This is a genomic window from Sporacetigenium sp. TC11, from assembly GCF_058146105.1.
On sequence record NZ_JBYVNY010000001.1, the window covers coordinates 375,583 to 393,213 of the forward strand.

At 29.4% G+C, this 17,631-nt stretch carries 18 protein-coding genes; 2 read left to right on the forward strand and 16 right to left on the reverse strand.

Going from position 1 to position 17,631, the window contains the following annotated elements:
• The 3 genes from larA to ACUSRV_RS01845 all read right to left on the reverse strand — a co-directional run bounded on the left by larA (position 1) and on the right by ACUSRV_RS01845 (position 3,830).
• On the reverse strand, positions 1 to 1,287 hold the full coding sequence (gene larA / locus ACUSRV_RS01835; RefSeq protein WP_490140203.1) for a nickel-dependent lactate racemase: 1,287 nt from the start codon (positions 1,285 to 1,287) through the stop codon (positions 1 to 3).
• 10 nt (positions 1,288 to 1,297) lie between these two features.
• Positions 1,298 to 2,863 carry an L-lactate permease gene (locus ACUSRV_RS01840; RefSeq protein ID WP_490140204.1) on the reverse strand — a complete coding sequence of 522 codons (1,566 nt, stop codon included), beginning with the start codon at positions 2,861 to 2,863 and terminating at the stop codon, positions 1,298 to 1,300.
• A 262-nt stretch (positions 2,864 to 3,125) separates the two neighbouring features.
• Positions 3,126 to 3,830 carry a FadR/GntR family transcriptional regulator gene (locus ACUSRV_RS01845; RefSeq protein WP_490140205.1) on the reverse strand — a complete coding sequence of 235 codons (705 nt, stop codon included), beginning with the start codon at positions 3,828 to 3,830 and terminating at the stop codon, positions 3,126 to 3,128.
• A gap of 123 nt (positions 3,831 to 3,953) precedes the next feature.
• Here ACUSRV_RS01845 and ylbJ point away from each other — a divergent pair, with 123 nt between their 5' ends.
• The gene (gene ylbJ / locus ACUSRV_RS01850) at positions 3,954 to 5,144 is read left to right on the forward strand and encodes a sporulation integral membrane protein YlbJ (protein ID WP_490140206.1); all 1,191 of its coding nucleotides are present in this window, start codon (positions 3,954 to 3,956) and stop codon (positions 5,142 to 5,144) included.
• Here the strand turns inward: ylbJ and ACUSRV_RS01855 are convergent, their stop codons facing one another.
• The 6 genes from ACUSRV_RS01855 to ACUSRV_RS01880 all read right to left on the reverse strand — a co-directional run bounded on the left by ACUSRV_RS01855 (position 5,145) and on the right by ACUSRV_RS01880 (position 10,895).
• Entirely contained in the window at positions 5,145 to 5,666 is a 522-nt protein-coding gene (locus tag ACUSRV_RS01855; protein WP_490140207.1) for a hypothetical protein, read from the reverse strand.
• A 3-nt stretch (positions 5,667 to 5,669) separates the two neighbouring features.
• The gene (coaD, locus tag ACUSRV_RS01860) at positions 5,670 to 6,170 is read right to left on the reverse strand and encodes a pantetheine-phosphate adenylyltransferase (protein ID WP_490140208.1); all 501 of its coding nucleotides are present in this window, start codon (positions 6,168 to 6,170) and stop codon (positions 5,670 to 5,672) included.
• Complete coding sequence (gene rsmD / locus ACUSRV_RS01865) at positions 6,170 to 6,727, reverse strand: 16S rRNA (guanine(966)-N(2))-methyltransferase RsmD (protein ID WP_490140209.1); 558 nt, start codon at positions 6,725 to 6,727, stop codon at positions 6,170 to 6,172. The genes coaD and rsmD overlap by 1 nt, the downstream gene beginning before the upstream one ends.
• A gap of 41 nt (positions 6,728 to 6,768) precedes the next feature.
• The gene (gene recG / locus ACUSRV_RS01870; RefSeq protein ID WP_490140210.1) at positions 6,769 to 8,826 is read right to left on the reverse strand and encodes an ATP-dependent DNA helicase RecG; all 2,058 of its coding nucleotides are present in this window, start codon (positions 8,824 to 8,826) and stop codon (positions 6,769 to 6,771) included.
• Positions 8,827 to 8,923: 97 nt separating this feature from the next.
• Entirely contained in the window at positions 8,924 to 10,525 is a 1,602-nt protein-coding gene (locus ACUSRV_RS01875; RefSeq protein ID WP_490140211.1) for a DAK2 domain-containing protein, read from the reverse strand.
• Between the two features lie 13 nt (positions 10,526 to 10,538).
• Entirely contained in the window at positions 10,539 to 10,895 is a 357-nt protein-coding gene (locus tag ACUSRV_RS01880) for an Asp23/Gls24 family envelope stress response protein (RefSeq protein ID WP_490140212.1), read from the reverse strand.
• Between the two features lie 188 nt (positions 10,896 to 11,083).
• Here ACUSRV_RS01880 and rpmB point away from each other — a divergent pair, with 188 nt between their 5' ends.
• Positions 11,084 to 11,272 carry a 50S ribosomal protein L28 gene (rpmB, locus tag ACUSRV_RS01885; RefSeq protein WP_490140213.1) on the forward strand — a complete coding sequence of 63 codons (189 nt, stop codon included), beginning with the start codon at positions 11,084 to 11,086 and terminating at the stop codon, positions 11,270 to 11,272.
• Positions 11,273 to 11,497: 225 nt separating this feature from the next.
• On the opposite strand, the gene ACUSRV_RS01890 is transcribed toward rpmB, so the two are convergent.
• From ACUSRV_RS01890 to rlmN, 7 genes are all read right to left on the reverse strand, one after another.
• Positions 11,498 to 11,644, reverse strand: a complete 147-nt coding sequence (locus ACUSRV_RS01890) for a 2-oxoglutarate translocator (RefSeq protein ID WP_490140214.1) — start codon at positions 11,642 to 11,644, stop codon at positions 11,498 to 11,500.
• A 71-nt stretch (positions 11,645 to 11,715) separates the two neighbouring features.
• Complete coding sequence (locus ACUSRV_RS01895) at positions 11,716 to 12,363, reverse strand: thiamine diphosphokinase (protein WP_490140215.1); 648 nt, start codon at positions 12,361 to 12,363, stop codon at positions 11,716 to 11,718.
• Between the two features lie 12 nt (positions 12,364 to 12,375).
• A complete protein-coding gene (gene rpe / locus ACUSRV_RS01900; RefSeq protein WP_490140216.1) occupies positions 12,376 to 13,029 on the reverse strand; it encodes a ribulose-phosphate 3-epimerase in 654 nt (217 codons plus the stop codon).
• Positions 13,030 to 13,032: 3 nt separating this feature from the next.
• Positions 13,033 to 13,920 (reverse strand): ribosome small subunit-dependent GTPase A, encoded by an 888-nt coding sequence (gene rsgA, locus ACUSRV_RS01905; RefSeq protein ID WP_490140217.1) that lies wholly within the window; start codon positions 13,918 to 13,920, stop codon positions 13,033 to 13,035.
• A 112-nt stretch (positions 13,921 to 14,032) separates the two neighbouring features.
• A complete protein-coding gene (gene pknB, locus ACUSRV_RS01910) occupies positions 14,033 to 15,802 on the reverse strand; it encodes a Stk1 family PASTA domain-containing Ser/Thr kinase (RefSeq protein WP_490140218.1) in 1,770 nt (589 codons plus the stop codon).
• Positions 15,803 to 15,818: 16 nt separating this feature from the next.
• The gene (locus tag ACUSRV_RS01915; RefSeq protein ID WP_490140219.1) at positions 15,819 to 16,565 is read right to left on the reverse strand and encodes a Stp1/IreP family PP2C-type Ser/Thr phosphatase; all 747 of its coding nucleotides are present in this window, start codon (positions 16,563 to 16,565) and stop codon (positions 15,819 to 15,821) included.
• A 20-nt stretch (positions 16,566 to 16,585) separates the two neighbouring features.
• Positions 16,586 to 17,626 (reverse strand): dual-specificity RNA methyltransferase RlmN, encoded by a 1,041-nt coding sequence (rlmN, locus tag ACUSRV_RS01920; RefSeq protein ID WP_490140220.1) that lies wholly within the window; start codon positions 17,624 to 17,626, stop codon positions 16,586 to 16,588.
• Positions 17,627 to 17,631 lie beyond the last annotated feature (5 nt).

The following is a 17,631-nucleotide window of genomic DNA, read 5'->3' on the forward strand; positions in this document are numbered from 1 at the left end:
TTAAACCCCCTTTTGTTTTACAATTACAGATACTCCATCTGGAATAAGTGCAATTTTTGAGTCTCTTCCTTTTATATCAAAAGCCATGTTCAAGGCTTCATCAAAACTACTTGCATGTTTCATATGCATATTTTCAATCATCTGTGGATCACACATATCAGTAACTAATATTACAGTATATTTTTCTAGTATCCTTGCTAGTATTTGAAATTCCCATTGATCTGGAATAGTTTTATCCCTTGGAATTTTTCTTACCTTTTCTAATATTTCACTTGGGCATGATGCATTAGCCACATTATCATAAAAAGATTGACCTCCGTGACCATCATTACAAGCTGAAACCATTATAATTACTCCACCTTCATTACAGGTAGCCTCTGCAGCAGTCATACCTTTTACAGCCTGATATATATTTTGGTCTAGAGGATATCCTCCATTAGTACTTATAACTATATCTGCATCTACAGATTCTATTTGAGATAAATCTTTTACGAAGTTGCAACCTTCATAATGAGCTTTTTCACAATCACCAGCGAAGGCAGCAATAACTTTCTTATCTTTATCTATAACAACATTTAATATAAATTGTAAATTTACAGCTTTAGCAGCATATATCATATCTTCATGTAATGGATTATTTTCAAGTATACCAGTTCTCGCATAAGGACTATCTATAAAATCAGAACAGTGATTATACATTATTGTCTTAGCTGATGATACTCCAGGAAGTACACTTTTTCTTCCTCCAGAAAATCCAGCAAAAAAATGTGGCTCTATAAATCCTTCTGCAATTAATAATTCCGTTTCTAGTATTTCTTTGTTTACATAGAAATCACCACCAGATGGCAAAACACCAGCCTTAACCATAGATGAATCATCTGTTGATATATGCATTATAATATTTTCGTTATCTACTATTTCTTCGCCCATTTTATAAATTAATTCTTCTCTTGTACTAGGTCTATGAAAACCAGTTGATATAATTATTTTTATATCTATATCCGGATTTGAATTTCTTATTCTTCTAAGCATTATAGGCAAAGTTACTTTACTTGGAACAGGTCTTGTATGGTCACTAGTTATAATAACCATATTCTTTTTGCCTTTGACAACTTCTTCTAGACATTTAGATCCAATAGTATTATCTAAAGCTTTTTCAACTATTTCATATTCTGTAAAGTCTGTTCTATATTCATGAGCCTTTGATTCTAAAACCTTAACTAAATTTTCATCAGGAATATTTATTTCCAAACCATTTTTACTATAAGGTACTTTTATAATAGCCATAGTCTCCCTCCTAAATTATTGTTCCTAAATATACTAAAACTCCTAATATAGCTACATACATTAAACAAAACTTAAGTGTAGACCCAAATATTTTTCCTTCTTGGCCTATAAGCCCTGTTGCAGAAGTAGCTATTGCTATACTTTGTGGGGAAATCATTTTCCCAGCTGTCGCTCCTGAAGTATTAGCAGCTGCTAACCAATAAGGATCAGCTCCTATTGATTTTGCAACTTCACCTTGCAATGAACCAAATAATATATTTGCAGATGTGTCACTTCCTGTAACAAATGTTCCAAGTGCTCCAAGTGCAGGAGATATTAAAGGATAATAACTTCCAGTAACTTGAACTAGTACAACGGCTATATCATTTATCATTCCGCTATACCCCATTATCTTCGATATAGCGACTATTGATAAAACTGTTATTATTGACTTTGTAAGTTGGTTAACAGTTTTTCCAAATACTCTTACTATTTGTGATACACTTATACCTTGCATTTTGCCTGCTATAAATGTAGATATAATTATTATCATACCTGGTGTATTTATCCAAGAAAAATTAGCTGCCTTTGCATGTTCTCCTGTGTATATTATTATTTTGCTTGAAAAATAAACTAAGGATTTGTTTATTCCAGGGAATAATGGGCTAGTTAAAACTATTAATACGCATAACAGTATATAAGGCATCCAGGCTAATACCCCTTCTTTCAGAGAAACCTTTTCCTCATATACAACACTTTGCTCTGATGAACCATCCTGAGATGAGTTGTCTGATTCACCTTCTGATGTTTCTTCTTTATACATAAGTTTCGCAACTAGTATAGTCGCCCCCATACTACATAAACTTCCTATTAATGCTGGAAGCTCTGCTCCTAAGTATTTTGCTATTACTAATTGAGGTATAGCAAAAGCAAGGCCTGATACTAAAGTTATAAAAAATACTCCTTTTATACCTTTTATACTTTTTCTTGTCATCATAACAAGAATAAACGGTATTATAACTATAAATCCTACTAACTGGATTCCTATATTATAGCTAAGTTGTAATACATCAAGTCCTGTGACTGTAGCTAAAGTTGATACAGGTATACCTACAGCTCCAAATGCAGTTGGTACTGTATTAGCTATAAGACATATTATAGCTGCAAATACTGGGTTAAATCCAAGGGATGCTAATATACTAGCTGGTATTGCAACTGCAGTACCATATCCTGCTACAGCCTCTAAAAATCCTCCAAATCCCCATGCCAATATAAGCACTTGAATTCTATCGTCTTTAGTTATACTAGATAACATCCTTTTGATAGTATCCATTGTCTTTGTTTCAACTGCTAGGTTATATGTAAACAATGCAGCTATTATAACTATCATTATTGGCCATAAACCTATTGCTACCCCTTCTGCAGTTGCACTAAAAGCATCAATAAATCTCATTTTCCAAAATACTATTGCTAAAACAAACGTTGCTACCATTGTAATAAAACATGTTTTATGAGCTGGCAGTTTGAGTATCCCTAAAGATACTATTAGCCATACTATAGGTACTATGGCTATGAAAAACAATAGATAGGTATTCATAGAAATCCCCCTTGAATATTGGTGTTATGGTATTATGGTATTACCAGTTGTATTTAGTTGTAATAAAATGGTAGTACCACCTGTAATTAAATAATATTATAATGTTCTGAAAATTAATACATTAGTTTTTTTATTAACAATTTTTGCAAATTAATTTTTTATACAGAATATTGAAATAATAAGAATGCTTCATATACACATGTGCTATAAAAATTTTACTTTATGAAAATTAAAATAGATTTCGTTATTTTAATAACGAAATCTATTTTAATTCCATTGTGTTTATATAATCATCTATAAAGTCAAGATGTTCTTTCATAGCATGATAAGATTTATCTCCATTTCTTTCTACTATTGCATTAACTATATCTTCATGTTGTTTCATTAAAGTATCAACTCTATCATTAGAATATAAAATGCTTTCTCTGGCATTTTTTACAAACCTTTCAAATAAGGTTGCTGCAGTAATAAATACACTTTCTATAAGATAATTTCCACTCATAGATGCTATTTTTTGATGTATCTTTGTATCTATTAATACTCTTTCACTTTCACTATCTGATGTTTTAAGTTTATCTATCATATCTTTTAATTCTTCAAAATCTTGTTCACTACCCCTTTGTGCTGCAAATCTTGCCGTTACTAATTCTATTGCTTTTCTCAATTCCAAAATATCACTTGGCTCACCATTGCTCAACATAAATATCATAGATAGAGGTTCTATAAATGATGCATTTATATTAGAACATACAAAATTCCCTTCTCCTTGTCTACTTTCAATAACGCCCATAGTTTCTAATACTCTTATTGCCTCTCTTATAGAAGTTCTACTTACTTCCATTTTCTCTGATAAGTCTCTTTCCGATGGTAGTTTATCTCCATTTTGAAGGCCTCCACTCAGTATCATATTTTGAATTTGCTCTATTACATGTTCATATACTTTTTTATTTGTAACGCTATTAAACATTTTTTCCTCCTTTAATGTCATATAATTATTATATATGAATTTAGATTGAGTTTTTTTCATACACCTAATATTTAAATAATATAATATTTAGAAATTACTTATGTAGCAGTAGGGGGATTCGCAATGAAAAAAAATATAATTTTAAAATTTTTATTTCCATCAATAATAGTTCTTTCTCTAATAATAGGCCTTATATTATATCCGCAAGATTCTATATCTGCTGCTCAAGATGGGTTGTCTATATGGGTTAATGTTCTTATACCATCACTACTACCATTTATTATCGGAGCTAGTCTACTTGTAAATTTAAAAGTTGTAGATATTATTGGATTATTTATAAATCCTATAACTCAGAAGATATTTAACGTTTCAGGTAAAGGATCTTTAGTATTTGCTATGTCTACATTTTCAGGGTATCCTGTAGGTACAAAACTCGCATCTGAACTTAGAGAAAAGGGCGAGTTAACAAAATATGAAGCTCAAAGACTAGTATCATTTTGTTCTACATCAGGTCCTTTATTTATGATAGGTGCTGTTGCTATTGGTATGTTTAACAATAGCAATATAGGATACTTTATAGCACTATGTCACTACCTTGGATCTATAACTGTAGGTATATTGTTTAGAAACTATGGGAATGAAAAATCATTATCACAAAAACTAAATATAAGTAATGAACTTAAAAGAATAATAAGATCAAAAATTAATGACAAAGACGGATTTTATACTATATTCGGAGAAGCTGTTTATAGTGGATTAAATACAATATTAATGGTTGGCGGTTTTGTTATAATATTTTCCGTTGTATTTAAAATATTCAGCTTACTGGGAATAATATCTACATTAGCTAATATTATTTATCTGCCGTTATCATTGTTTGGAGTTTCTAAGGATTTAACTTATGCATTTATAAGCGGTTTATTTGAAATTACTATTGGATGCAATAACATTGCAGCTGTAACTGATTCTCCTTTAGTTATAAAGCTAGCACTATCTGTGTTTGTTATATCATTTAGCGGTTTATCTATACTTGCCCAATGTAACAACTTTTTAGCTAAAACAGATATAAATGTTCATATCTATACATTTAGTAAGTTTCTGCATGGAGTATTTGGTTTTATTTATTGTTTAATTTTATATCCTTTATTTAAACATAATTTCTCTATGCCTACATTTTCTATATATGAAACTATATATAGAAGTGATTTGTGGCTTACATATATATACCACTATAAAGTAATTTTACCTATACTTTTCATAATATATATAGTTAGTACATTATATATAGTTAATAAAGAAAAAGCCGTAGATTAACTAACGGCTTTTTTTGTTTGGGTTTAGTTCCCTTCTGTTTTGGTCAACTTCATCCATTAAACCTTTTAAATTATAATGTATACTTTGCAATATATCATCAGCATATTCTCTAGCCCCTACTTTTATTTCTTTTGCTGTATATTCAGCCTTAAATATTATATCTTTGGCTTGTTCTTGGGCTTTGACAACAAGATCACTTGAATCTATATAATCTCTAAGCATATCTTCTGAATTTCTTTTCATATCTTCAACATCTTCATATGCCTGTAATTTTATTTTTTCTGCTTCTTCTAGTGCTTGTACTTTTATTTTTTCTGAATCGTGTTTAGCATCAGCTAATATCTTTTGTCTTTCTCTATTTATCCATTCAGCTTGCTTTACTTCATCAGGCAAATTAAACATTATCTCTTTTATAATTTCTAATGCTTTATTTTTATCTATACCACATTTTTGACTAAAAGGTATAGAAGAACCACTATTTATTATGCCTTCTAACTCCTCTAGTAGTCTTATACTCTCCATAGATTATTTCCCCCCATGTGATTTTCTCATCAATTCTTCTAAAACAAATTCCGGAACAAGTCTTGATATATCTCCATTAAATTTAAATACTTCTTTAACTAGTGATGAACTTATATAAGAATATTCGGTTGTAGTTGTTAGCATAACAGTCTCTACATCAGGTGCTAACTCTCTATTCATATGAGCCATTTGAAACTCATACTCAAAATCAGATGTAGCTCTAAGTCCTCTAACTATAGCATTTATATTATTTTCATGACAGTAGTTTGCAAGCAGACCATCAAAGCTTACTACATTAACATTATATAAATTTTTTGTACATTCTTTTATAATATTAACTCTCTCATCAAAAGTAAATAAGGACTTTTTATTAGGATTGTTTAAAACAGCGACTTGTAATTCATCAAACAACTTAGATCCTCTTATTATTAAATCTAAATGACCATTAGTTAAAGGATCAAAACTTCCTGGGTATACTGCTTTTCTTAAAAATGATTTTTCCATTATAAGTCCTCCAAAGTGTAAAAAGACAAAGTAGTTTTTCCATATCTTTTTTCTCTATCCTTTACTAAGTTTTCTACATTGTCAGGTAGTGTATCTTTAGAATCATGTTCTACTATTATTATTCCATCTTCTCTTAAAAGTTTTGCAGAACTTATTTTTTCAAGTGCTGGTATAAAGATATTTTTATAATAAGGAGGATCCATAAATATAACATCAAACTTTTCATTTTTAAATGACAATTGATTTATAGCACCTACATAATCCGTAAGCATAGTTTCACTTTTATCCTTTACTCTTGCCTTTTCTATATTATCTTTTATTATTGACATACTATCTTTACTAAGGTCTACAAAAACGCATTTCATAGCTCCTCTAGATAAAGCCTCTATGCCAAGAGATCCCGTACCTGAAAACAAATCCAAAACATTACTATCTATTATGTAATTATTTATTATATTGAATAAAGATTCTTTAACTCTATCTGTAGTTGGTCTTATATCTTCATTTGTAGGAGTTTTTAGCTTTAACCCTCTAGCACTTCCAGAAATAACTCTCATGTGTATAGTGCCTCCTTTTTATATTTTATCACAAATTCATACTAATTTAGAGAAATTTCTTCTAACTTCTTCTCAAATTTCTTAGCAATTTCATCTTTTAAATATTTATTTTTAGAAAAATTTAATTTTTCATCTTCTCCTATAATATACCTAGCCTCTTGTTGAGCAACTTTTAATATTTTCATATGTTTAAATATATTTGCTATTTTAAGTTCTGGCAAGCCGTGTTGTCTAGTTCCAAAGAATTCTCCTGGACCTCTTATTTCTAAATCTTTTTCAGAAATTTTAAATCCATCATTTGTTTCTTCCATAATGCTCATTCTTTCCTTACATACCTCATTTTCTGATGAATATATAAGTATACAATATGACTTATGGCTTCCTCTTCCAACTCTTCCTCTTAATTGGTGAAGCTGGGCAAGTCCAAATCTTTCTGCATTTTCTATTATCATAAGAGTTGCATTAGGTACATTTACTCCAACTTCTATAACAGTTGTAGAAACCAATATATCTATTTCTTTATTTTTAAATTTTCTCATTATATCTTCTTTTTCACTAGGTTTCATCTTACCATGTAAAAGACCTAATCTCAAGTCACTAAAATATTCATATTGTAATTCTTCCAAAAGTTCTGTGGCTGATTTAGCTTCTATAGCCTCTGATTCTTCAACTAAAGGGCATACTACATATACTTGTCTTCCCTTTTCAACTTCTTTTCTCACTAAATTTTTATATGCCCTATCCCTTTTATCCTTTTGTATAGCCATTGTCTCTATAGGCTGTCTTCCAGGAGGCAACTCGTCTATTATAGATATATCTAAATCGCCGTATAATATTAAAGCTAATGTTCTTGGTATAGGTGTTGCAGTCATAACAACTATATCAGGATTTGTTCCTTTTTCAGAAAGCTTATTTCTTTGTCTAACTCCAAATCTATGTTGTTCATCTGTTATTACAACTCCTAAATTTTTAAATTCAACATTATCTTCTATAAGTGCATGGGTACCTATTAATATATCTATTTCTCCATTTTTTATTTTTTGTAATATATTTTCTTTTTTCTTTTTTCTCAAACTTCCAACTAATAACTCTATCTTTATATCAAACTTAGATAATATTTCTGTTAATGAATGATAATGTTGCTCTGCCAGTATTTCTGTTGGTGCCATAAGTGCTCCTTGATATCCATTAAATACGGCGTTGGCAATACTTAAAAGAGCTACAACTGTTTTACCACTTCCTACGTCTCCTTGAACAAGTCTATTCATAACTTTGGTACTATTCATATCATCTAATATTTCATTTAGAGATCTTTGCTGAGCTTTTGTCAATTTAAAAGGCAACGATTTAACTACATCATCAAATTTCTCATTTATGCCAAATTTTATCCCGACCTTTTCACTTATTCCACTTTTAAAAAAGAAAAGTCCTAATTGCAACATTAAAAATTCTTCAAACACCAATCTATACAAAGCTATTTTTAAGCTTTCTTTGTCTTTTGGATTGTGTATATTTTTTATGGAGTAATTTATATCACATAATTTATTTCTTTTTATAGTTTCTATAGGCAGATATTCATCTATAGTTAAATCATTATTTTTAATTACATTTTTTATAATTGTAGACAATTCTTTATTAGTAATTCCATAGGTAAGTGGATATACAGGAACTATGCTTCCTATAGATTTCGGATTATTTGTATATACTTCTATTTCACAATTGTGCATTTCTAATTTTTGAAATTCTTTTTTAATTTTGCCAAATGCTATTATAGTATCCCCTTTTTTATACGTGTTTAATAAGTATTCTTGATTAAAAAATATAAGGTTCAAAAAACCAGTTTCATCTCTTATAATGATTTTTGTTATACTCATACCTTTTTTAGGCTTTTTAATATCAGTGTCGTATATAATACCTTTTACAGATACTCTATCACTATCCATTAGGTTAAATATCTTTTTAAAGCTACTTCTATCCTCGTAATTCCTTGGGAAGTAATATAGCAAATCCTTTAATGTATATATACCTAATTTGTTTAATTTACTACTTCTCTTTGGCCCAATTCCTTTTATAAATTGTATATCTTGATTTAAATTCATAATATCACCTATTTTTAAAAAATTTGCTTAAATAAAAAATTCCTATATAACTTAGCTATATTATATAATAGCAAAATTATATAGGAATTTACAAATATTATTCAACTGATACTAAATAATAGTATACTGGTTGACCTCCATAATAAAGTTCAACTTCTAAATCAGGGTATTTTTCTTCTACCATATCTTTTAACTCATTTGCATCTTCTTCACTTATTCCTTCACCATATAGTAAAGTTATTATAGCGCTATCTTCATCTACTAGCTTTTCTATAAGTGAAATTGTAACATCGCACTTTTCTTTTCCAGAAGTTAACATCTTGCTTTCGCCTATGCCTATTATATCGCCTTCTTTTATATCAATATCATTCATTACAGTATCTCTTACAGCATAAGTAACTTGACCTGACTTTACATTTTGTAAACATTCTATCATAGTTTCTTCATTTTCTTCTACACTTGAGTCTAAATTGAATCCCAATAATGCTGCAAATCCTTGAGGAGTAGTTTTTGTAGGTATAACTATTATATTTTTATCGCTTAAAGCTTTTGCTTGATTTGCAGCCATTATTATATTGCTATTATTTGGCAATATAAATATATTCTCAGCATTTACTTCGCTTATAGCTTTCATAAAATCTTCTGTACTTGGATTCATCGTTTGACCACCTTCTATTATCTGGTCAACACCGAAATCCATAAATATTTTAGCAAGGCCTTCACCCATAGATGTAGCTATAATTCCATACTTCTTAGTTGGTTTAGTTTCTTCAGATATTATGTTTTGATGTTGTATTTTCATATTTTCTATTTTAATAGTAGCTAATTGTCCATATTTTAATCCTTCTTGTAAAACTAATCCTGGATCATTAGTATGTATATGAACCTTTATTACGCCTTCATCTCCAACTACAACCAAACTATCGCCGTAATTTTGAACTATTTCTCTCATACCTTCATAATCAATTTTATCACTTTCTAATATAAATTCTGTACAATAAGCAAAATTTATATTTTCATGTGAATCTAATTTAAAATCTTGTTGTGTAGTTGTAGTATTATCAATTTCTTTAAGTTCAATAATATTACCTAATAATGCAGAGTACATACCTTCGTATACACATACTAATCCTTTACCACCAGAGTCAACAACTCCTGCTTCTTTTAAATTTATTAAAAGGTCTGGTGTTCTTTTCAATGAAGCATTAGCTTCTTTTATAAAAGCTTCTAGGAATTTTTGTATGTCTTTTTCTTTTTTAGCAATTTTGACCCCATGTTCAGAACTTTCTCTAACAACTGTAAGAATAGTTCCTTCTATAGGCTTTATAACAGCTTTATATGCAGTATCAGATCCTTCTTTAAAAGCTATTGCTAAATCCATTGAGGTAAGTTTATCTTTTCCTTCTACAGACTTAGCAAAACCTCTTATTATCTGAGATAATATAACTCCAGAGTTACCTCTAGCACCCATTAAAGACCCTTTAGACATAGATTTTCCTATATCAGTTATACTATGGTTATTAACTTTAGATAATTCCTTTATTGCATAAGATATAGTTAAAGACATATTAGTTCCAGTATCACCATCTGGCACAGGAAATACATTTAGCTTATCGACTAAATTTTTATTGTTTTGGAGATTATTTGCTCCAGATATAAACATATCCCTGAGCAACTTACCATCTATATACTGTATCATCTTCTTCCTCCCACTATTTAACTCTAATTCCTTGCACATTTATATCTATTTTTCCAACGTTTAAAGATGTTATTTTTTCAACTGTATATTTTACCCTATCTATCACATTATTTGCAACAGTTGATATATTAGTTCCGTATTGCATGATAACATACAGTTCTATGTAAATTTTTCCATCTTCCATTTCTTCAGTTTTAACACCTTTAGTTACATTTTCACCTTTTAAAAGTTCAACAATTCCGTTTACCTTAGATTTATACCCGATTCCAACTAGTCCATAACATTCCATAGTAGCTTGATATGCTACTTGAGCAAGTACTTGTTTATCGTAAGTTATTGTTCCAAATTGATTTGTTAATTGAATACTCATAATAATCCCCCCTAATTTTATTTGCTTTTAGTATTTACTTTATCGCAAATTATATATATAATTTTATAGTATAATGAAAAATTGTTCAATATCTGTAAACAAATATTACTATTGCAAAACTTTATTTTCTATGTTAATATAAATATGTTTTTAGCGCAATAGTTATCTTTTAAGGAGGTGTACATGTAATGGCAAGAGTATGTGACGTATGTGGTAAAGGTAAGGTTTCAGGAAACCAAGTCAGCCACTCAAACAGACATAGCAGAAGAACTTGGTCTGCTAACTTAAGAAACGTAAGAGCAATAGTTGATGGAACTGCAAAAAGAGTAAAAGTTTGTACAAGATGCTTACGTTCTGGTAAGGTTACAAGAGCTTAATATATTAATTTTAATACAAAAGCCTACTAATTAGTAGGCTTTTTAGTTTTTCTATTTAGATTTATGATATATATGATTTCTGCCTATTTCTTCTTTCTTATAAATACAGATACTATTCTCGATAAAAATTTTGGAAGCTTAATCGTTATGATTCTCATATATATTCCCCCTTTATATATAAATATTACTAATATAAATTATTTATACTTAATAGATGTAAACCGTCTATCTAAAAAATGTTATCCCTGTGCCTATAAGTATAAGGGCCAAACATACCATCCATATCCAATGTGGTAATATTAGGGCTAAAATAATAGTTATACCTGTAGCTATACATATAAGACCTATAACATTTCTGTTGCATCTTTTCATAATACTCCCCCCAATATATCTTCATATATACATAATATTCATGTTTATTATATTTGATACAAAAAAAGGACCTAAAGGCCCTTATTATCTTTTGATTTACATATTAATAGATAACCACTTTTTAGACTTATTCTACAGTTATTATCTATCATAACATTAGATATGCCTATAGAACTTCCTTTTTTAATAGTAAAATCATTTAATGGATATTCTAAATTTTCTAAAGTAACTCCAATTACATCTCCATATAAAGGTATTAAAGATATATTTTCCCCTTTATTGCCTTTTATCGTTAATTCATTATCACATATAAATATTGAATCTGTTTCATTTACTATACTTCCTTTTATGTCCTTTTTTAACATATAATAAAGTAGATTTACATTTGCCATAGCATGGTCCATTCTACCGCCTAAAGCTCCTAATAAAATTACTTCAGTTGCTTTAAGATGATGTGCATAGTCTATACATATTTCAGTATCTGTTTTATCTTTTTTAGATGGAAATTTTATAAACTCTACATTTTTATTTTCATAATAATCTTTTATTTTATTATCTATAGAATCTAAATCTCCTAATATATAATTTGGTATTATATCCATTTTATATGCGTGATTAGCTCCTCCATCACCACATATAACTAAATCACAATTTTCTATTATACTTTTATGATAATCATAATCGCATATAATACCATTTACTATTATAGCTATTTTCAATAATTTCACCTTCTATTTGGCATTTTCTCTAAGTAACTTCACCGTAGAATCTATATCATCGCTGTTAAATATAGCAGAACCTGCAACTATTATATTTGCACCAACTTCAACTACCTTTTTTATATTATCAGGCTTTACTCCACCATCAACTTGAATATCTATGTTTAAATTTTGTCTATCTATTATACCCTTTAGTTCTTTTATCTTATCTGTCATACTTTCTATAAATGACTGTCCTCCAAATCCTGGATTTACAGTCATTATAAGTACCATATCTACTAAAGGCAATACATGCTTGATAGATTCTATAGAAGTAGCTGGATTTATTGCAACCCCTGCTTTTATATTATAAGATTTTATATTTTGTATTGTTCTATGTAAATGTATACAAGCCTCTTGATGTACAGTTATTAAATCTGCTCCTGCATCTACAAAGTCCTTTATATATGCATCTGGGTTTTCTATCATTAAATGTGCATCAAACACCATATTTACATCTTTTCTTAAAGATTTAACCAATCCTGGCCCTAATGTTATATTAGGAACAAAGTGTCCGTCCATAACATCTATGTGTAGATATTCACATCCTGCATTTTCTACCTTTTTTACATCTTCCAAAAGTCTTGCAAAGTCTGCTGATAATATAGATGGTGCTAATTTAATCATCTGTTAATACCTCCTGTTGTTAATTTCTCTAATTTCATTTAATAGCTGTAAATAACTTTCATGTCTAACATTTGATATTTTACCATTTTTTACAGCTTCTTTCACCTTACATTTAGGTTCATTTTCGTGGAGACAATTTCCTCCAAACTTACAATAGTCTTCATACTCTTCAAATTCAACAAAATATTCCTTTAACTCATATTCTTCTATATCTTCTAAAGTCAATGAACTAAATCCTGGAGTATCTGCAACCATTCCTCCAAATTCAAGTTTTAAAAGTTCTGAATGTCTTGTAGTATGTTTTCCTCTTTTTATTTTATCACTAACTTCTCCTGTTTCAAGCTTTAAATTAGAATCTATAGAGTTTAACAAACTAGATTTACCTACCCCTGAAGGCCCTGCAAATACAATAGTATTATCTTTTAGCTCTTTTTTTATTTCATCCATATTTATATTTTTTTTGATACTTACTGGTATAATCTTATATCCTGCATGTTTGTATATATCTTTTAACTCTTCTAATTTATTGTCATTATCTAGATCTATCTTCGTTATAACTATTACTATTTCTAATCCTGATTTTTGTGCTAAGATTATAAATCTGTCTAATAAGGAAAGATGTGGATCTGGATTTTTTATCGCAAAAACTATTAATGCTTTATTTATATTTGCTATAGGAGGTCTTCCCAGTTCTGTTTGTCTTTCTTCTATTTCTTCTATAACACCTTTTTTATTTTCTTCATCTATTATACTTATTTTAACTTTATCTCCAACTAAAGGCGTTACTTTATCTTTTCTAAATATACCTCTAGCCTTACACTCATATATTGCATTATTAGTATCTATATAATAAAATCCACCTATGCCTTTTAGTATCCTTCCATCGAGCATAATATCCTCCTTTATATAATATAAGATAAAAGTCCAGATAAAGCTTAAAAGCAATATTGGACTTTTTTGACATTCTTATTATTGTTAATACTTAACTTATTATTCATATATATTATGGTGTTGGTGTTGGTGTTGGTGTCGGTGTCGGTGTTGGTGTTGGTGTCGGTGTCGGTGTCGGTGTCGGTGTCGGTGTCGGTGTCGGTGTTGGTGTTGGTGTCGGTGTTGGTGTCGGTGTCGGTGTTGGCGTTGGTACTTCTTCCTCTTCTTCTTCCGGCTCTTCTTCCGGCTCTTCTTCCACTTTTGAACCTTTACTTACTATTAAATCAACCTTACTTCCTTGATCAACAGTACCTAAAGATGGTGTTTGAGATATAACTACATTTGCTATATATCTTTCACTTTCTTGATATTTTATAGTTCCTAAATTTAATCCACTATCTTTTATTTGTTTCTCAGCCTCATCTAAAGTCATACCTTCTACATTAGGTACATCTATTTGTTTTCCACCACGACTTATAACTACCTTTATAACTTCACCTTTTTTAATTTCCGTTCCTGGTATTGGCGTTTGAGATATTATATGATCCTTTGGAATATCTGGATTGTATTCATCCCTTCTAATTTCCACTTTTATTCCAAGTTCATCAGCTTGCTTTTCAGCATCTTCTAAACTCATATTAGTAAAGTCTGGAGCAGTTAGTGGTACATCTCCAGTATTTCCTCCAAGTAAAAATTTACCCATTGCAAAAACTTCAAAAAGTAATATTAAGCTTAAAATAACTGCTGCTGTTATAAGTAATTTTTTCTTCTTAGGATCTTCTTTTTCATTTTTCTTCTTTTTATCATGTCTTCTGCTTCTTTTATTTTCTTTCATCATGCCTTCCTCTATTAATTCATCTGGATCTCCATATATACTGTCTTTAATTGCTTCTTTGATATTTTCTTTTGAAACATTTTCTGCTATAGGTTTATAATTTTTAGATTTTGAATTTATTTCATTTATAACATCTGTATCTAATTTTTGAGTTGCATAGTTGTCATATTCCTTTATAAAATCTAAATCTATATTCTTTTCTATGTACTCTATGTCTTCAATAAGCTCATCTGCACTTTGATATCTATCTGCTGATGATTTTGCAGTTAATTTTCTTATTATACTTCTAACACTTTGAGGTATCTCTAATTTTTCCTCTTGAGAAAACTCAATTACTTCATTTATATGTTGAAGAGCTATTGATACTGGGCTATCTCCTTTAAAGGGGATCTTTCCAAGTAGCATTTCATATAAAACTATTCCTAATGAATATAAATCGGTAGTGTTATTTACATATTTGCCTTTTGCTTGTTCTGGTGAAAAATAATGAACAGAACCTATTATACTTCCTATATTAGTAATAGTTGAATTACTAGCAGCCTTAGCTATTCCAAAGTCAGCAACTTTAACTAATCCATCTCTAGATATAAGTATATTGTGAGGCTTTATATCTCTGTGTATGATTCTTTTTCTGTGTGCTGAACCAAGACCTAAAGCTATTTGCTTTGTTATATCAAGAGAAGTATATAAATCTAGCTTCCCCTCATTTTTTACTATATCCTTTAAATTACGTCCATCTACATACTCCATAACTATATAATGTACTTTTCCATCTTCTCCAACATCGTAAACATTAACTATATTTGGATGTGAAAGACTTGCAACAGCTTCCGCTTCTCTTGTAAACTTTATTAAAAACTCTTCATCATCTACGAATTCAGGTCTTAAGACTTTTACAGCAACTTCTCTATTTAGAGATTTATCCTTAGCCCTATATACAAAAGCCATTCCACCATCGCCTATTTTTTCTAATATTTCATATCTATTTCCTAAAACTGCATCTCCCACTGTATCACCATCCTAACTATATTGTTATATATATTACTGATATATTATCTCTTCCTGATTTATCGTTTGCTAATTTGACTAATTTTTCACAATTTTTTTCTATATTTTCATTGTTATTTAATATTTCTTTTATCTGGTCTTGTGTAACGTAGTTAGTCAATCCATCAGTAGTTAAAATAACCTTACTTTTATTTTCTATATTATTTTCATATATGTCAACTATAACTATCTTATCAGTTCCCAGTGCTCTCGTTATTACATTTCTCTGTGGATGTTTTCTAGCTTCTTCTTCAGTTATCATATTTTTTTCCATTAATTCTTCTACTAAAGAATGATCCTTAGTAATTTGTTTAATGACATTATCTTCTAATATATAGCATCTACTATCTCCTACATTTCCTATATATATTTTATTTTTATATACAACAGCAGTAGTTAATGTAGTTCCCATTCCGCTACATTCACTATCTGTATGAGATCTACTATATATTATTGTATTTACATCGTTATAGGCTTGTTTTAAGATATCAGTTATATATGATATCTTAACATTGTCATTTTGAACAAGGTTGTTTTTTAAGAAGTCTATTATATTTTCTACTGCTAACTCACTAGCTACTTCTCCCTTTTTATGACCGCCCATTCCATCGGCTATGGCAAATATTCCAATTTCGCCATCTTTAGTTTCTATTATCTCTCCCTTACAGTAGTCCTCATTGTTTTTTCTAACTTTCCCTACATCGGAGGCCATGCTGTATTTCATAATACTCCCCCCATTACCAATTATTTTTCTTCTGTTCCTGTGTGTTTTCTTCTTAATTGACCACAAGCCCCACTTATATCTGAGCCCATTTCTCTCCTAACTGTAGCTGCTATTTTATTTTTTACTAACATATCTCTAAACTTATAAATATAATTTTTATCTGGCTTTTCATATTCTCTTTCTTCTATTTTGTTTATAGGTATTAGATTCACATGGCACAAAATACCTCTTAAAAGCTTCACCAATGCCTGAGCATCTTCCATTGAATCATTTACATCCTTAATAAGCGAATATTCAAAAGTAACTCTTCTATTTGTTTTTTCTATATAATATTTACAAGCATCTATAACTTCTTTTATAGAATAAGCCTTTGCTATAGGCATTATCTCTTTTCTATTTTCATCATAAGGTGAGTGTAGAGACAATGCTAGATTTATAGGTAAACCCATATCTGCCAGTTCATGCATTTTAGGAACTACACCACAAGTAGATAATGTTATATGTCTATATCCTATATTCAGCCCATTTTTTTCATTTACCAACCTTAAGAACTGTGATACATTTTCAAAATTGTCAAGTGGTTCACCACTTCCCATTAAAACTACATTTGAAACTCTTTCATTAACATCTTCCTGTATTTTTATTATTTGATCTAGTATTTCCCATGGTTCTAAGTTTCTAACAAGGCCATCTATTGTCGATGCACAAAAATTACATCCCATTCTACATCCAACTTGAGTAGATATACATACACTTATACCATGTTCATATTTCATCATTACACTTTCAACTATGTTGTTATCATTAAGTAGAAATAAATATTTTATAGTTCCATCTATTTTAGACTCGAACTTTTTATATATATTCAAATTACCAATAAAAGATGATTCATCTAACTTTTTTCTTAAGTCATTAGATATATTTTTCATATCTTCAAATGACTTAGCTCCTTTATATAGCCAGCCAAATACCTGACTTCCTCTAAAGGACTTTTCATCTATAGTTTTCATATATTCTTTCATTTGTTCTTCGGTAAAATTTTTCAAACATATTTTATTCATGTTAT

Excerpts from the sequence above, each read along its gene's own strand:
- rlmN (WP_490140220.1), bottom strand. The coding sequence starts at position 17,626 with ATGAATAAAATATGTTTGAAAAATTTTACCGAAGAACAAATGAAAGAA.
- rsmD (WP_490140209.1), bottom strand. The coding sequence starts at position 6,727 with ATGAGAGTTATTTCTGGAAGTGCTAGAGGGTTAAAGCTAAAAACTCCT.
- recG (WP_490140210.1), bottom strand. The coding sequence starts at position 8,826 with ATGAATTTAAATCAAGATATACAATTTATAAAAGGAATTGGGCCAAAG.
- larA (WP_490140203.1), bottom strand. The coding sequence starts at position 1,287 with ATGGCTATTATAAAAGTACCTTATAGTAAAAATGGTTTGGAAATAAAT.
- rpmB (WP_490140213.1), top strand. The coding sequence starts at position 11,084 with ATGGCAAGAGTATGTGACGTATGTGGTAAAGGTAAGGTTTCAGGAAAC.
- rsgA (WP_490140217.1), bottom strand. The coding sequence starts at position 13,920 with ATGCTCGATGGAAGGATACTAAAAGGCATAGGTGGATTTTATTATATA.
- ACUSRV_RS01880 (WP_490140212.1), bottom strand. The coding sequence starts at position 10,895 with ATGAGTATTCAATTAACAAATCAATTTGGAACAATAACTTACGATAAA.
- ACUSRV_RS01855 (WP_490140207.1), bottom strand. The coding sequence starts at position 5,666 with ATGGAGAGTATAAGACTACTAGAGGAGTTAGAAGGCATAATAAATAGT.
- ACUSRV_RS01840 (WP_490140204.1), bottom strand. The coding sequence starts at position 2,863 with ATGAATACCTATCTATTGTTTTTCATAGCCATAGTACCTATAGTATGG.
- coaD (WP_490140208.1), bottom strand. The coding sequence starts at position 6,170 with ATGGAAAAATCATTTTTAAGAAAAGCAGTATACCCAGGAAGTTTTGAT.
- ylbJ (WP_490140206.1), top strand. The coding sequence starts at position 3,954 with ATGAAAAAAAATATAATTTTAAAATTTTTATTTCCATCAATAATAGTT.
- rpe (WP_490140216.1), bottom strand. The coding sequence starts at position 13,029 with ATGATTAAATTAGCACCATCTATATTATCAGCAGACTTTGCAAGACTT.
- ACUSRV_RS01845 (WP_490140205.1), bottom strand. The coding sequence starts at position 3,830 with ATGTTTAATAGCGTTACAAATAAAAAAGTATATGAACATGTAATAGAG.
- ACUSRV_RS01915 (WP_490140219.1), bottom strand. The coding sequence starts at position 16,565 with ATGAAATACAGCATGGCCTCCGATGTAGGGAAAGTTAGAAAAAACAAT.
- ACUSRV_RS01875 (WP_490140211.1), bottom strand. The coding sequence starts at position 10,525 with ATGATACAGTATATAGATGGTAAGTTGCTCAGGGATATGTTTATATCT.
- ACUSRV_RS01890 (WP_490140214.1), bottom strand. The coding sequence starts at position 11,644 with ATGAAAAGATGCAACAGAAATGTTATAGGTCTTATATGTATAGCTACA.